This window comes from Halomonas sp. A020 (assembly GCF_027943625.1).
GTDB classification, from domain to species: domain Bacteria; phylum Pseudomonadota; class Gammaproteobacteria; order Pseudomonadales; family Halomonadaceae; genus Vreelandella; species Vreelandella piezotolerans.
Genome location: NZ_AP022850.1, coordinates 1,784,562 through 1,800,800, shown reverse-complemented (window position 1 = coordinate 1,800,800; position 16,239 = coordinate 1,784,562). Strand labels below are relative to the sequence as shown.

At 61.6% G+C, this 16,239-nt stretch carries 11 protein-coding genes; all 11 read left to right on the top strand.

Features of this window, described 5'->3' with window-relative positions:
- Window positions 1-10: 10 nt before the first annotated feature.
- Window positions 11-1,438: a TolC family protein gene (locus FRH_RS08430; RefSeq protein ID WP_281998061.1), complete on the top strand. Its 1,428-nt coding sequence runs from the start codon at window positions 11-13 to the stop codon at window positions 1,436-1,438.
- Window positions 1,425-3,563, top strand: a complete 2,139-nt coding sequence (locus FRH_RS08425; protein WP_281998060.1) for a type I secretion system permease/ATPase — start codon at window positions 1,425-1,427, stop codon at window positions 3,561-3,563. Before FRH_RS08430 ends, FRH_RS08425 begins: the two co-directional genes overlap by 14 nt.
- Entirely contained in the window at window positions 3,560-4,876 is a 1,317-nt protein-coding gene (locus FRH_RS08420) for an HlyD family type I secretion periplasmic adaptor subunit (RefSeq protein ID WP_281998059.1), read from the top strand. The genes FRH_RS08425 and FRH_RS08420 overlap by 4 nt, the downstream gene beginning before the upstream one ends.
- A gap of 106 nt (window positions 4,877-4,982) precedes the next feature.
- Complete coding sequence (locus FRH_RS08415) at window positions 4,983-7,829, top strand: valine--tRNA ligase (RefSeq protein WP_281998058.1); 2,847 nt, start codon at window positions 4,983-4,985, stop codon at window positions 7,827-7,829.
- A gap of 201 nt (window positions 7,830-8,030) precedes the next feature.
- Complete coding sequence (locus FRH_RS08410) at window positions 8,031-9,080, top strand: aminoglycoside phosphotransferase family protein (protein ID WP_219862733.1); 1,050 nt, start codon at window positions 8,031-8,033, stop codon at window positions 9,078-9,080.
- Between the two features lie 24 nt (window positions 9,081-9,104).
- Window positions 9,105-10,322 (top strand): ABC transporter substrate-binding protein, encoded by a 1,218-nt coding sequence (locus FRH_RS08405; RefSeq protein ID WP_281998057.1) that lies wholly within the window; start codon window positions 9,105-9,107, stop codon window positions 10,320-10,322.
- A gap of 36 nt (window positions 10,323-10,358) precedes the next feature.
- Entirely contained in the window at window positions 10,359-12,047 is a 1,689-nt protein-coding gene (locus FRH_RS08400) for an ABC transporter permease subunit (protein ID WP_281998056.1), read from the top strand.
- A gap of 24 nt (window positions 12,048-12,071) precedes the next feature.
- Window positions 12,072-12,707, top strand: a complete 636-nt coding sequence (locus FRH_RS08395; RefSeq protein WP_281998055.1) for an ATP-binding cassette domain-containing protein — start codon at window positions 12,072-12,074, stop codon at window positions 12,705-12,707.
- Window positions 12,694-13,413, top strand: a complete 720-nt coding sequence (locus FRH_RS08390; RefSeq protein WP_281998054.1) for a TIGR04283 family arsenosugar biosynthesis glycosyltransferase — start codon at window positions 12,694-12,696, stop codon at window positions 13,411-13,413. Before FRH_RS08395 ends, FRH_RS08390 begins: the two co-directional genes overlap by 14 nt.
- Complete coding sequence (locus tag FRH_RS08385) at window positions 13,403-14,026, top strand: TIGR04282 family arsenosugar biosynthesis glycosyltransferase (RefSeq protein WP_281998053.1); 624 nt, start codon at window positions 13,403-13,405, stop codon at window positions 14,024-14,026. Before FRH_RS08390 ends, FRH_RS08385 begins: the two co-directional genes overlap by 11 nt.
- Before the next feature lie 54 nt (window positions 14,027-14,080).
- Window positions 14,081-16,216 carry a bifunctional TVP38/TMEM64 family protein/FAD-dependent oxidoreductase gene (locus tag FRH_RS08380; RefSeq protein WP_281998052.1) on the top strand — a complete coding sequence of 712 codons (2,136 nt, stop codon included), beginning with the start codon at window positions 14,081-14,083 and terminating at the stop codon, window positions 16,214-16,216.
- Window positions 16,217-16,239 lie beyond the last annotated feature (23 nt).

Genomic DNA, 16,239 nt, shown 5'->3' with positions numbered 1-16,239 from the left:
AGGAACGATAATGAATGTGAACGTAACCAGGTCGCTCATACTCGGCCTACTGCTGGTCAGCCCACCACTGATGGCGCAACCCGTGCTGGAGGAGCCACTGGCCGAGACGGCCGCCTTGCCCGCTTCCTCTCTGGATGGCCCGGCGTTTTCGCCCGAGCTCCAAGAGCTCCTCGACCGCTTTCGATGGCAAGCCAGTGAGGCGACAGGCAGTTCTATGGCGCTGATCGCGTTACGTGAAAAAATTCAGCAAGCCATCGAGCAGCAGCCCGGCATTCTGGCTCAGCGCTCTCGAGAGCGGGAATCCGTGCTGCGCATTGACGAAGTGCGCGCGGTGCGCCGCCCGCAGGTGAACGCAGGCCTCGAGTACCGCAACGACCTCCAACGCACCGAGTCGCTGCCCGATCGCGGCTCGCGCGTCGATGCCGTGGTCACGCTGAGCCAGCTACTGCTGGATTTCGGCGCGAGTCGCGAACGCGTTCGCGCCGCCGACCTCAGCGCAGAAGCGGCGTTTTGGCAGTCCCAGTCTAGCGTTGAAGAAGAAGTCCTCTACGCGGTGAACGCTTACCTAGACGTGGCTCGTCTGACCGCCCAGCGCCAATTGGCCGAGCATAACCTTGAGCAGCACCAGCGTATTTTTGAAGACGTGAGCCTACGCCGTGAAGCAGGCGCAGGCTCACGCGCCGACGTTCTGCGCGCGCAAAGCCGCTTGAGCGATGCCGAATCACGCTTGGTCACACTGGAAGGCGAGCTGGCCCGGGCGATCAACGTGTATCAGGAAGCGTTTTTCACCACGCCGGATGTGCTGGCGCTGCCCCAGGGTGCCGCGCTATTAAGCGATGCCAATGCAGACCGCCTGCTAGACAGAGCGCTGGCGCAAAACGCCGCGCTGCGCAGCCAGACGCTCACCAGTGAAGCCAGCGACGCCGAGGCCCAGGCCACCCGGAATGCCCGCCTTCCCAGCCTAAGCGTGGCGGTAGAGGGCCGCCAGTTCGATGTGAACGATTTCAACGAATCCGACAACGACGTCGCGCTGCTCTTTAACGTGGACTACACCCCCTACAGCGGCGGTGCTACCTCCTCGCGGGTTGCCCAGGCGGTCGAGCGCCAGCAGCAGAGCCAGTACGAGCAGCAGGCGCTGCGCCGCGAGCTAGAGCGCGAAGTACGCTCTGCCTACACCGATACCCGCACCCGACGCGCGGAGCTGGAAGCGCAAACCGCCACGCTCGCCGCCGAAGAGGAAGCCCTGCTGGCCTACCGCGACCAGTTTGCCGTTGGCCGCAGTAGCATCAACGACTTGCTCGACGCTCAGCGCGACCTATTTCAAACCGCGCTGGAGCTGATTAACCGCCGAGTGCGCTGGGAACAGGCCGCTTTCCAGCAGCTCGCGGTCACTGGTGAACTGCTGGATGTGATGGAGATTCACCTTGAACGCCGCTAACCCCCATCAGGACGACCTAGAGCAGTGCTTGACCTTCGTGGCCGCCCACCTAACGCTGCCCGTTTCTGAAGCTGCCGTGCGTGCTCACCGGGTAGGCAACGAATCACCGCTGACCCCGGACGGCTTTATTGATGCCGCCGAACGCCACGGCATGGTCGCCGCACTGGGCGAACATACCCTCGCCACCCTGGGTAACTCGCTGCTGCCTGCGGTGGCGCTGCTGAAAAATGGCCGCGCGGTGGTCCTTATCGAGCGTATCGATGAGGAGCGCTTCGCGCTGTTTGATCCAGCCTTGGGCAAGCAGCCCGTGGAAACCAACGTAAGCGCCCTGGAAGAGGCGTATATCGGCCACCTGATTGCCGTACGCGCCCGCTACCGCCCGGTCAGCTTAAATAGTGAACCGGAGATTCAAGGCGGCCACTGGTTCTGGAGCGCGCTCTCATCGAATCGCTGGGTGTATACCCAAGTGATTATTGCCGCCGCGCTCACCAACTTTTTAGGTCTGGCCACGTCGCTGTTCATCATGGTGGTGTACGACCGCGTACTGCCTAACGAAGCGGTGGAGTCGTTGGTGGCACTCACCATCGGTGTGAGTATCGCCCTGCTGTTCGATTTTGCGGTAAAAACCCTGCGCCAGCTGTTTATCGAGCGGGCTGGCCAGGAAGCAGATTTGCGCATGGGACGACGTATTTTCGATCACGTGCTCAACCTGCAAATGAGCGCAAAGCGTGGCTCTACCGGCGGCTTTGCCAATACCCTCAGAGAGTTTGAGACACTGCGCGATTTTTTCGCCTCGGCGTCGCTGGTCGCCATTGTCGACCTGCCGTTTATCCTGCTGTTTATTGGCGTGATTTATCTGATTGGCGGGCCGCTGGCCCTCATCCCGATGATCGCCGTTCCCCTTGTATTGCTGATTGGCATCGCCGTTCAGCCGTTTCTCAAACGCCTTTCTGGTCAGGCCTTTGAGGAGAGCCGTTCCAAGCAGGGCGTGTTGATCGAGGCCGTTGCTGGCTTGGAAACCATCAAGGCCAGCGGCGCGGCACCGATGATTCGTAAACGCTGGGAAGAGAGCGTTCACCAGCAGTCGGCTGTAGGGCGTCAAGGTCGCGCGATTCAGCAGTTCGCCCTCAACGCCACTGCCTTTGCCCAGCAGGCCGCCCAGGTCAGCATCGTGGTGTACGGGGTCTTTTTGGTGGGCGATGGCACCATCTCCATGGGGGCCATGATTGCCTGCGTCATTCTCACCGGGCGCGCGCTAGCACCGCTGGCACAGCTGGCGCAAACCATGACCCGTATCAACCAAGCGCGTACCTCCTACCGCGCGCTCGACCAGTTGATGAACATGCCCTCCGAGCGCCCGGCAGGCCGCCACTACCTCAGCCGCCCCACGCTGGAAGGCAAGCTGCGCCTGCAGGACGTGAGCTTTCGCTACCCCGAGCAAACCACCGCAGCGCTGGCGAATATCAACCTGACCATCGAGCCCGGCGAGAAAGTCGCCCTGCTTGGCCGCGTCGGCTCCGGCAAGAGTACGCTGGCGCGCCTGCTGCTGGGCATTTACCCACCGGAACAGGGCGCTGTGCTGGTCGATGATACCGACCTTCGCCAAATCGACCCTGCGGATTTACGTCACAACATTGGCAGCGTTCTGCAAGAGGCTTGGCTCTTCTCCGGCACCGTGCGGCAAAACATTGCCATTGGTGCCCACCACCCCACCGATGAGCAGATTCTCAACGCCGCCAAGCTTGCCGGAGCACATGACTTCATTGCCCGCCACCCCAAAGGCTACGACATGCCGATTGGCGAGCGCGGCGAGGGGCTCTCTGGCGGGCAACGGCAGTTGATCTGCCTGGCACGCGCACTGCTGGGCGCACCACCCATTCTGCTGATGGATGAGCCCACCAGCGCCATGGATATCCAAACCGAAAAAGAGGTGATTGCGCGCCTGAAAGCCGCGAGCCCAACGCAAACGCTGGTGGTGGTCACCCACCGCACTAGCCTGCTGGAGCTGGTGGACCGCGTGGTGATTCTCGACCAGGGCCAGATCGTCGCCGATGGCCCCAAAGCCCAGGTCATGCGCCCTGTGGAAGCCGCTCCCCACCGCTCGCGTGAAGGAACTGCCCAGTGAACCGTCCTACTTCTCAACTGGATTTTGAGCACTTCGTACGTCACGGACGTGCCAAGCGCCCTATCGGCAGTAGCCTGTTACTGCTCACGATCATCGCGTTTCTGCTGATTGGCTTTATTTGGGCCTATCTCACGGAAGTGGATGAAGTCACCCGTGGCCAGGGCAAAGTGGTGCCCTCGCGCAGCCTGCAAGTGGTCGAAAGCTTGGAAGGCGGCGTGGTCACGGAGATCAACGTGCGCCGGGGCGATACGGTGGCCCAAGGCGATACGCTCATGGTGCTCAGCGGTGGCACGCTTAGAGGTGATTACGAAGAGAGCCTCCAGCGCTTGCGTTCGTTACAACTGCGTATCCAACGTTTAGAGGCCGAAATCAGCCAAACGCCCCTGGCGCTGGATGAGGCTCTGAGCCAAGCAGCCCCCAGCGTGGCCGCCAGCGAAACCCGGCTCTTTCATGGCCGACAGTTAGAACTGAATGCGGAGCTACAGGTGCTAGAGCAGCAGGGCTACCAGCGACGCCAAGAGACAGCGGAGCTGGAAGCCGCCCTTAGCACAGCCCGCTCAGGCGTTCAGCTGGCCGAACAGGAGCTAGCGATCATCCAACCGCTGGCCCAGCGCGGCATCGAACCGGAAACCTCGCTACTGCGGGTGCGCCAATCGCTCAATGAGCTGCGGGGTGAAGTGGCCCGTCAGCAGAGCGCAGTGGCGCGCGCCGAGGCGTCGATTGCGGAAATCGAAGATCGCAAGGTGGCGGCACGCAACGCCTTCGAGGCCGATGCGTTAGCCCAGCTGGCCGAAGCGACCTCCCAAGTCGCTGAGCTGCAAAAAACCCTACCGGGGCGTGCGGACCAAGTCGCCCGCACCACGATTCGCTCGCCGGTAGACGGCGTGGTCAATCAGGTACACATCAGTACGGTGGGCGGCGTGGCTGGCTCTGGCGAGCCGCTGGTGGAAGTGGTGCCTGCCGATGATGCCCTGGTAGTAGAAGCGCATATTCGCCCGTCCGATATCGCCTTTCTCTACCCCGGCCAGCCGGTCAAAGTAAAACTGACCGCCTACGATTTTTCCCGCTACGGCGGCTTGGACGGCGAGCTGGTGACCATCGCCGCCGACGCGGTAGAAATGCCGGAAAGCGGCGAGCTGATGTATCCCGTGGAAGTGCGTACCGACGGCTATCTTTACGACGCCGATAACCAGCCTTTGGATATCATGCCGGGGATGGTGGCAGAGATCGACATTCTCAGCGGCAAACGCAGCGTGCTGGACTACCTAATGGAGCCCGTGGTGAAAGTCCGCGACCGCGCACTACGCGACTAAACGCTACACCGAGCGCCCCTGAAAGCAAGATGCAACGCCCCTGACGAGCGCGGGGCGTTCGCGCTATACTTGCTCCCATTTTTTGCAAGCCGTGAGCCGACTCCCCATGGAAAAGACCTACCAACCTGAACAGATCGAAACCCGCTGGTACGAACGCTGGGAAGCCGATAACCGCTTCGCCCCGTCTGGCCGCGGCAAGCCCTTCTCGATCATGATTCCGCCGCCCAACGTGACCGGCAGCCTGCACATGGGCCACGCGTTCCAGGACACCATCATGGACACCCTGACGCGCTGGAAGCGGATGCAGGGCAACAACACCCTGTGGCAGGTAGGCACCGACCACGCCGGTATCGCCACGCAGATGCTGGTAGAGCGTAAAATTGCCGCCGAAGAAGGCAAAACCCGCCACGACCTCGGCCGCGATGCGTTCATCGATAAAGTGTGGGAGTGGAAGGAGGAGTCCGGCGGCCACATTACCCGCCAGCTGCGCCGCATGGGCGCCAGCGTCGACTGGAGCCGCGAGCGCTTCACCATGGACGACGGCTTCTATAAAGCGGTTCAGGAAGTCTTCGTGCGCCTGCATGAAGAGGGCTTGATCTATCGCGGCAAGCGCTTGGTGAACTGGGACCCTACCCTGCACACCGCCATTTCCGACCTGGAAGTGGAAAACAAAGAGCAGCAGGGCAGCTTCTGGCACTTCCGCTACCCGCTGGCCGACGGCGTCAAAACCGACGACGGCAAGGATTACGTGGTGGTCGCCACCACCCGCCCGGAAACCCTGCTGGGCGATACCGGCGTGGCGGTTAACCCGGAAGACCCGCGCTACGCCTCCTTGGTGGGCAAATTCATCGAACTGCCGCTGGTGGGTCGCCGTATTCCTATCGTGGCGGACGAGCACGCCGATATGGAGAAAGGCTCCGGCTGCGTGAAGATCACCCCGGCCCACGACTTTAACGACTACGAAGTTGGCAAGCGCCAGAACCATCTGCTGATCAACGTCTTCACCAAAGATGCGACGATTCTTGAGCAGGCGGAAATTTTCGATCTAAAAGGTCAGCCGCAGCCCGATGAAGATGCCAGCCTGCCGGCCAAATACGCGGGCTTGGATCGTTTCGAAGCGCGCAAACAGATCGTCGCCGATATGGATGCCCTCGGCCTGCTGGTGCAGGTAGAGAGCGTCAACAACACCCTGCCCTACGGCGACCGCTCCGGCGATGTCATTGAGCCACTGCTCACCGATCAGTGGTTCGTGGCCGTGGAGAGCCTCGCCAAGCCCGCCATCGAAGCGGTAGAGAACGGCGACATTCAGTTCGTGCCGAAGAACTACGAGAACATGTACTTCGCCTGGATGCGCGACCTGCAAGACTGGTGTATTTCTCGCCAGCTGTGGTGGGGCCACCGCATTCCGGCTTGGTACGACGCCGACGGCAATGTTTACGTGGCCAGAAGCGAAGAGGAAGCCCGCGAGAAGCATGGCCTAGGCGCTGACGTGGCGCTGACCCAGGACGAAGACGTGCTGGACACCTGGTTCAGCTCGGGCCTGTGGACATTTGGCACCCTGGGCTGGCCGGAAAAAACCCCGGAGCTGGAAACCTTCCACCCCTCCAGCGTACTGGTAACGGGGTTTGACATCATCTTCTTCTGGGTCGCCCGGATGATCATGATGACGCTGAAATTCACTGGCGAAGTGCCCTTCAAAACCGTTTACGTACATGGCCTAGTGCGCGACGGTCAGGGCCAGAAGATGTCCAAATCCAAGGGCAACGTGCTGGACCCTATCGACCTGATCGATGGCATCACGCTGGATGACCTGCTGGAAAAGCGCACCGGCAACATGATGCAGCCCCAGAAGGCCAAAGCGATTGCCAAAGCCACCAAAGAAGAATTTAAAGACGGTATCGAAGCCCACGGCACCGATGCGCTGCGCTTTACGTTCCTTTCCCAGGCCACCACCGGACGCGATATCAAGTTCGATATGAACCGCCTAGACGGCTACCGCAACTTCTGCAACAAGCTGTGGAACGCCTCGCGCTACGTGTTGATGAATGCCGAAGGCGAAGATTGCGGCACCAGCGGCGAAGACGTTGAGCTGTCGCTAGCCGATCGCTGGATCATCTCCCAGCTACAGAAAACCGAAGCGCAAGTCACCAAAGCCATGGATGACTACCGCTTCGACCACGCGTCCCAAGCGCTGTACGAGTTCGTTTGGAACGAGTACTGCGACTGGTACTTGGAGCTTTCCAAGCCGGTCCTGTGGGACGAAGCGGCCAGCGCCGAAGCCAAACGCGGTACCCGCCGCACCCTGGTGCGGGTACTGGAAACCATTCTGCGCTTGGCCCACCCGATGATGCCCTATATCTCTGAAGAGATTTGGCAGCGCGTGGCACCGCTGGCGGGCACCTATGTGGGCGACGATGCCTCCATCATGCATCAGGCGTGGCCGGAAGCCGACGAGAGCAAGATCGACGAGCAGGCCACCCGCGATATCGAGTGGCTGAAAGGCGTGATCATCGCGGTGCGCAACATCCGCGCCGAGATGAACATCGCCCCCGGTAAGCCGCTGGATGTGCTGCTGACCAAAGGCCAGCCCGAAGACGCCGAACGCCTGGAGCAGAACCGCCGCTTCCTGGCCAAGCTAGCGAAACTGGAAAGCGTGACGTGGCTGGCCAACCCAGAAGACGCCCCGCTTTCAGCCACGCAGCTGGTCGGCGATATGGAAGTCCTGGTGCCGATGGCGGACCTGATCGATAAAGAAGCGGAGCTTGCCCGCCTCGCCAAAGAGATCGAGAAGCAGGATAAGCTCATCGGTGGCATCGAGAAGAAGCTGGGCAACGAAGGCTTTATCGCCAAAGCCCCCGACGCCGTGATCGAGAAAGAGCGCGGCAAACTGGCGGAATTCCAGTCCGCCAAAAAGTTGTTGGAAGAGCAGCAAGCGAAGATTGCCGCGATGTAATCCCCCGCTCATGACAGTCTCACAACGGCACCTACTGGGTGCCGTTGTCGTATCTACATCGCCTTTTTCACGCGACGACCTGCATGGCCATCGTTTTTTATGACGAACCGTGTAAGGTTAAACGTCATGCTGTCACTGACTGACAGTCGCACGCGTCGACCATTCATGACATGACCTCTCGTCAATCACACGGAACGCTTTATGCCGACACTCTCTGAGGCGCGCCTGAAGGCATTGGGCAGTACGCTGCAGCAAGCAAAGATCGACTACCGTTCGCTGACGCCCATGGCGGATACGGGCCTAGCACACGACCACGTGTGGATCCACCGAGACGCCGATGACTGGGTGGCTCGGCTGCCCAAACAGAGCCAGATGAATCTGCCGCCAGAAGAGAACTTGGCCTATCAAGCCGCCTGCTATGAACGGGCCAGCCAAGGCGGACATACGCCTCGGTTGCAGGGCGTACTACCGCCCAGCGAGTCGCTACCACGCGGCGCGCTGCTGGTCGAGGCAATTCGCGGGCGCTTGGCCGAACTTCCCCAGGACCTGCCTGCCATTGCCGACACCCTCGCCAGCCTGCACCGCCAGCCGCTGCCTCGCCACCGCCCGCCGTTACTGGCCCCTACAGCCCCTTGGCAAGCCATGGTGGAAGAAGTGTCTCTGCAGGCAAAATGGCTCGACGACGCCCAGCTTCCCAGCAGCATTCATCTGCGTATTCAACAGGAGCTGGATTTACTGCCCAGCACGCTGGATGACGCCGCCGCTACGCTGATCAGCTTCGATACCCACCCCGGCAATTTTTTGGTCACGGACCAGGGGCGCGCCATACTCGTCGATCTCGAAAAATGCCGCTACGGACTGCCGGGCATCGATTTAGCCCATACCTCACTCTACACCTCGACCACCTGGGACCTTAACAGCCAGGCGGTGCTCAGCTTGGACGAGGTCATTGCGTTCTATCGCCGCTGGCAGACGGCCATGGCCGCCACGCCTGATATCGTGCTTCCCAGCGTGAATACGCTAATTGCCTGTCGGCGCGCGACGTGGCTATGGTCGCTGACGTGGTGTGCCAAGTGGCGCGCTCAGCACCTGCAACGCCAGGATAGCGAGCGCCGGGGAGAGGATTGGTCGGCGGAGCTCACCGATGCCGCCGTGATCGACCACGTGCGCGACCGCGTGGAACACTACCTCTCACTGCCCATTATCGACCATGTTCACAGTGAACTTCAGTGCCTACAAACCGCTCTATAACCAACTGATTTGATGAGGTGTGCGATGAAACCACGCTCTGCTCTGGCCACCGCCGTGGCGTTTGCTCTGATAAGCCTAGCCGCGCCTGCGGTTGCCACGCCCGACCCGCAAGAGTGGGAGAGCGTACTGGACGCCGCCGACGGCCAAACCGTGTACTGGAATGCCTGGGGCGGCGATGCGCGCACCAACCGCTATATTGCCTGGGTCGCAGAGCAGATGCAGGAGAGCTACGGCGTTCGCGTAGAGCACGTGAAGCTCGACGATACCAGCAGCGCCGTGGCACGGGTGCTGGGTGAACAGCAGGCGGGCAACGATAGCGATGGCAGCATCGACTTGATTTGGATCAACGGCGAAAACTTCGCCGCCATGCGTGAGCAAGACCTGCTGTTTGGGCCTTTTGCGGCGTCGCTGCCGAACTTCGCTCTTACCTATCCTGACGAGAATCCCGAAGTCGTCACCGACTTCACTCTACCCACCGAAGGCTACGAGTCCCCCTGGGGAAAGGCGCAAATCACCTTCTACTACGACAGCGCCCAAACCGATACGCCGCCCCAAAGCATCGAGGAATTACTCACCTGGGCCAGAGCGAATCCTGGACAGTTCAGCTATCCGCGTATCCCCGACTTTACCGGCAGTACGTTCCTAAAACAGGCGCTGATCGAGCTCACCGACCAAGCTGACGCGCTCTATGCCCCTGTCGACGAGACCACATTCGAAGAGATCACCGCGCCGCTGTGGGCCTACTTGGACGAATTGCACCCACATCTCTGGCGCAGTGGACGCAGCTTTCCCGATTCCGGCCCCAACCTTCGCACGCTGATGAGCGACGGTGAGCTTAGCTTGGCTTTCTCGTTCTACCCCACCGACGCTGCCGTAGCGGTGATGGAGTATGAACTGCCGCAAAGCGTGCGCAGCTACGTACTCGAAGGCGGCACCCTGGGCAATGTGCACTTCGTAGCCATTCCCTACAACTCGCCGCATAAAGCGGGCGCGATGGCGCTAGCCAACTTCTTACTCTCCCCGGAAGCGCAGGCCCAGAAGCAGTCGCTCAGCATGTGGGGCGACCGCAGCGTGCTGGCCATTCAGCAGCTCGAGCCAAGCGACCAGGCACTCTTCGAGCAGGGTGACAACCATCCCTCGGCGCTGCCGGTCGATGCGCTATCCAGCACCCTCGCAGAACCCCATCCCAGCTGGATGAACGCCCTACAGGATGCTTGGCTCGAGCGTTACGGTGTCAACTAAGCGCACTCCTCCTCTTCGCGTGCGACTCACTGAACCATGCTACGGCTAGCGCCGATCGTGATCATTGCCCTGCTGGTGATGCCCGTCACCGCGGGGCTTGGCATGGTACTACTGCCCGCCTTTGGCTACTTGCCGGTACTGGGGAGCGATCAGGCCAACCTCTTTGCTTGGCAAATGCTTTTCGCACAGCCGGGGCTTGGCCGCTCGGTGGCGGTGAGTTTTGCCAGCGGCCTGGCCAGTACGGCGTTAGCGCTGCTCATCGTCGTGCTGTTTTTAGCTGCCAGCCAAGGCACTTGGCTGGACCGCAGCCTGCGCCGGTTAGTGTCACCTTTGCTGGCGATTCCCCACGCGGCGGTGGCGTTTGGCTTTGCTTTTCTGATTGCGCCTTCTGGGCTGATGGCACGACTGATCTCCCCGTGGCTCTCCGGCTGGGAGGCGCCCCCCGATGCGCTGATCGTCAACGATCCGTGGGGACTTGCGCTCACGCTTGGCCTCGTCTTGAAGGAAGCGCCCTTTCTGCTGCTAATGAGCCTCGCGGCACTGCCTCAGCTCCAGGCCGAGCAGCGCCTGCGGCTGGCACGATCGTTGGGCTACTCGCCCACGGTTGCTTGGCTCAAAGGGGTGCTGCCGTCGCTCTATCCACTCATCCGCCTGCCGGTGTATGCAGTGATTGCTTATGCGACCTCCGTGGTGGACATGGCGCTGATTTTGGGGCCACGCTTGCCGCCCACCTTGAGCGTCTCGATTCTTGGTTGGTTTAGCGACCCCGACCTCACCCGTCGCTTCATGGCGTCGGCGGCGGCAGTACTGCAGCTGGGCGTAACGCTGGCCGCGCTGCTGAGCTGGTGGCTGTTGGAGCAGCTGGCCCGCAGGCTGGGCCAGCGCTGGTTGATCAATGGCGAGCGCACGCGGGGAGACGCCGCCGTTCGTGTGTTCGGACGCGTAGGGCTTGCTCTGGCAAGCGCCGCCGCGCTGGCCTCGCTGGCGGGGCTTGGGCTCTTCTCGGTGGCCGGGTTTTGGCGTTTTCCTGAGCTGCTGCCGCAGTCGCTTACCGTCGACCACTGGCAGCGCAGTGTCAGCATGCTGGCTGGCCCACTGACCCATACCGCACTCATTGCCCTACTTTCGACCGGCGTGGCGGCCGTGCTGGTCGTCGCCACGCTCGAAAACGAGCAGCGCCAGCAGCGTCACTCTACTCGCTCGCTCTGGCTGCTCTATTTACCGCTTTTAGTCCCGCAAATCGCATTTTTATACGGTTTGGTGGTGGCCGCCGAGCGCCTGGGCATTCGCCCCCAACTGGCGCTGGTGGTAGCGGGCCACCTGCTGTTCGTATTGCCTTATGTGTATCTTTCGCTGGCGGAAGCCTATCGCCGCTTGGATCCGCGCTGGCTCTACATGGCCCAATCATTAGGCGTTTCTCGCCGCCGGGCGTTTTGGCGCGTGCGGCTACCGCTCCTGCTTGCCCCACTGCTCACCGCCGCAGCGGTGGGCTTGGCGGTGAGTATTGGCCAGTATTTACCCACCCAGCTGTTAGGCGCTGGCAGAGTCCCTACGGTCACCACCGAAGCCGTGGCGCTGGCCTCCGGGGGAAACCGCCGCTTAATCGGCGTATGGGCGCTGGTGCAAGCGGGCCTGCCGCTCGTCGGCTTCATGGTCGCCGTCGCCTTGCCAAGGTGGCTAGGCGCTCCAAGACGCACACCTCTTAACGTTAAACGCCAAGGTTAAGACGCCCTGTGGATAAGGAACCTCATGAATAACGCTGCCAACGCCCTGACCCTCGAGCAAGTAAGCATTCACTTAGCTGAACGCCTGCTGTTGACAGTCGATGCAACGGTGGCCCCCGGCGACGTGCTCACCGTGATGGGTCCCTCGGGTTCTGGTAAATCCACGCTGCTAGCGTTTATCGCCGGTTTTTTACCCAACACGTTCACCGCCCAGGGGCGGGTTCGCCTTGGGGATACCAACATACTACGCCTGCCCGCCGAGCAGCGCGGCGTGGGGTTACTGTTTCAAGACCCGTTGCTGTTTCCCCATTTGAGCGTCGGCGGCAACCTGCGCTTTGGCCTGCCCCGTAGAAGCCCGCAGAAAAGTGCCCAGATTGCCAAGGCGCTCGACCAGGTGGGGCTTGCGGGTTTCGAAGCCCGCGATCCGGCCACTCTTTCCGGCGGGCAGCAGGCTAGGGTGGCATTGATGCGGCTGCTGCTCTCCCAACCCCGCGCCGTATTACTGGACGAACCCTTCTCCAAGCTGGATACGACCCTACGCCAAGAGATGCGCGCGCTGGTCTTCAGTCAACTGCGGGAAGCGGGCCTGCCCGCTCTACTCGTCACCCATGACGACGCCGATGCCACCGCCGCAGGAGGACCGATCATTGCCCTTGGCTGAACCGCACCCTACGCCTTTGTCACTGAGTATCATCATTCCCATGCTCAATGAAGCAGCCTGTATTCAGGCAACGCTCACGCGGCTACAGCTGCTGCGCGCCTCAGGCGTTGAACTCATCGTCGTGGATGGCGGCAGCACCGATGCCAGCGTGGCCTTGGCCGCGCCACTTGCCGATACGGTCCTGAATAGCGAACCTGGGCGCGCACGTCAGATGAACCTGGGGGCGCAACACGCCCGCGGCCTGGCATTGCTCTTTCTGCATGCCGATACTCGACTACCGCCCGGCAAAGAGCAGCGTGCGGTGACGAATCTAAAGCTGGCGCTTGCCCAACACGCCTGGGGGCGGTTCGATATTCAGCTCGCGGGCAAAAGCCGCTGGCTGCCAGTAGTCGCCACCTTGATGAACCTACGCTCACGACTCAGCGGTATCGCCACCGGCGACCAGGGCATCTTTGTGCACCGGGACACGTTTTTCGCACTGGGCGGCTTTCCCGAACAGCCGCTGATGGAGGACATCGAACTCAGCAAACGGTTGAAGGCCCATTCATCCCCCGCCTGCCTTCGCCAGAAGGTGATAAGCTCGGGCAGGCGCTGGGACGAGTTCGGCGCTTGGCCCACCATTCGCCTGATGTGGCGGCTACGCTACCGCTATTGGCGCGGTGTCAGCGCCACACAACTGGCTAAGGAGTACCGCGATGCACGTTAAGCCCGCCGCGCCCCACCTGCACCTGCTGGCCAAAGCACCGCTGCCGGGGCAGGCCAAAACGCGTCTGATCCCCTGCTTGGGCGCACAGGGCGCCGCCGACGCGCACGCTGCCATGGTGCGTCACTGTGTAGCCACCGGCTGCGAAGCGCTGGGGGCGGAGAACGTCACGCTGTGGACCTCGTTAGATCACCGCCACCCGCTTTTTTTAGAGCTTCAGGCCCAACACGGTATTGCCCTGGCCGCCCAGCAGCAGGGCGACGTGGGCAGGCGCGTTCGCCATGCGCTGAACAGTACCGACGGCCCTGCGATGGTAATGGGCACCGACTGCCCTAGCATTACCCATGCCATGCTAAAGCGCTGCCGAGCCGCCTTGAGCACCTTTGCCATCGTGATTCTTCCGGCCGAGGATGGCGGTTACGGACTGATTGGCAGCCACCAGGACTATCCCAGCCTGTTTGCAGACATTCCCTGGGGCACCGAACGGGTATTGAGCGTGACCCAAGCGCGCCTAGCAACGCTGGGACTGGAAGCGGCCTATCCGGATACCATGTGGGACATCGACCGCCCCGAAGATTGGCAGCGCTGGCAGCGGCAGCGCCACGCCAATGTGTAAGGAACCCCTCCATTTGAGCACTGAGTCAGCCCCCCTTTTTCCAAGGAGCCTGCCATGAACCGTCAGCGCCTGCTGATTATTGCCCTACTGCTATTGGCCGTGATTGGCTTCTACGCTAGCGGCGCCCATTCGTTTTTCACGCTGGACACCCTGCAAACCTACCGCAGCGATTTTCAGGCAGCTTTTCAGCAATCGCCTTGGCAGGTGGCGGGTATGTTCTTTGCGGTGTATGTGGTCATGACGGCCCTGTCACTCCCCGGTGCTACCCTGCTCACCCTGCTGGGGGGCGCACTGTTTGGATTGGGGTGGGGGCTGCTCATCATCTCGTTTGCCAGCGCCATCGGCGCGACGCTCGCCTTTCTGCTTTCCCGTTTTCTGTTTCGGCAGCCCATCGAAAAACGCTTTCCCCGCCAGTTCGACACGGTGAACCGGGGCGTCGAGAAGGATGGCGCGTTTTATCTGTTCACCCTGCGTTTGGTGCCCATTTTTCCGTTTTTCATGATCAACCTCGTCATGGGGCTGACGCGGATTAAAACCACCTCGTTTTACTGGGTGAGCCAGCTGGGCATGCTGCCCGGCACGGCGGTGTACGTGAATGCGGGCGGCCAGCTCGGCGAGCTGGAAAGCCTGAGCGGCATTATTTCGCCTGGGCTCATTGCCTCGTTTGCGCTGCTGGCGGTGTTCCCTTGGGTGGCCCGGCGCATTGCGGTGTTGGTGCAAAAGCGCAACGCCTATAAAGGCTTCACGCGCCCTAGCCGCTTCGATTACGACATCGTGGTGATTGGCGGCGGCTCGGCGGGGTTAGTCACTAGCTATATCGCCAGCGCCGTGAAGGCCAAGGTGGCCCTGGTCGAAAAACACAAGATGGGCGGCGACTGTCTCAATACGGGCTGCGTCCCCTCGAAAGCATTGATCCGGGCGGCTCGTGCGGCCAATGACATTCGCACGGCGCACCGCTTTGGCGTGAGCGCCAGCGAGCCCCGCGTGGATTTCTCCAAGGTGATGGGGCATGTGCATCAGGCCATCCGTGATATCGAGCCCCACGATAGCGTCGAGCGCTACACCCAGCTTGGCGTGGAGGTGTATCAAGCGCACGCCACCCTGGTATCACCGTGGGAAATTCGCGTGGGTGAACAAACCCTCACCGCTCGCCATATCGTGCTGGCCACCGGGGCGCGCCCCCGCGTGCCGCCCCTACCCGGTATCGAGCACGCGCCGCTGCTCACTTCTGAAAACCTCTGGTCGCTCACCGAACTGCCCAAACGGTTGGTAGTGCTTGGCGGCGGGGCGATTGGCTGCGAACTCAGCCAAAGTTTTGCCCGTCTGGGCAGCCAGGTCACCTTGGTCGAGGGCGCGCCACAGTTACTGGGCCGAGAGGATAACGAGGTCAGCGAGCACGTGGAGCGCACCCTCACCCAAGAGGGCGTAACGGTGAAGACCAGCGCGAAAGCGCTGGAGGTGAACCAAACGGACGGTGAGCATCAGTTGGTGATCGAGCACGAGGGTGAGCGCAATACTCTGGCGTTCGATTACCTTTTGGTGAGCGCAGGCCGTCAGGCCAACGTGGAGGGGTTAGGGCTGGAAGCGCTAGGAATTACCACCACGGATATCGGCACGCTGGCGCTCAACGAGCGGCTGCAGACGCGCCTGCCCAACATCTGGGCTTGTGGCGACTTGGCCGGCCCCTACCAGCTCACCCACGCCGCAGCCCACCAAGCGTGGCACGCTGCCGTGAACGCCCTGTTTGGCGAGCTAAAGAGCTTCGCAGTGGACTACCGCTTCATGCCCGCCGTGACCTACGTGCAACCGGAAGTGGCCAGGGTGGGGCTCAACGAAAAAGAGGCCACCGCCAAGGGTGTGGCCTTTGAAGTGACCCGCTACGCCATGAGTGACAGCGACCGCGCCATTGCCGAAGGGGCGCCCGAGGGCTTTATCAAAGTGCTCACCGTGCCCGGCAAAGACAAAATTTTGGGAGCAACGGTCGTGGCGGAAAACGCCGGTGAGTGGCTGGGCGAGTTCACCATCGCCATGAAGCACGGGCTGGGGCTGAATAAGCTGCTCGGCACCATTCACCCTTACCCCACCCTGGGCGAAGCGACCAAAGCCACCGCTGGGGTATGGAAAAACGCTCACAAGCCGGAGCGGGTACTGGATCTGTTGAAGCGCTATTTCGACTGGCGCCGGGGCTAAGAAGACCGAGTGCGATGACAGCC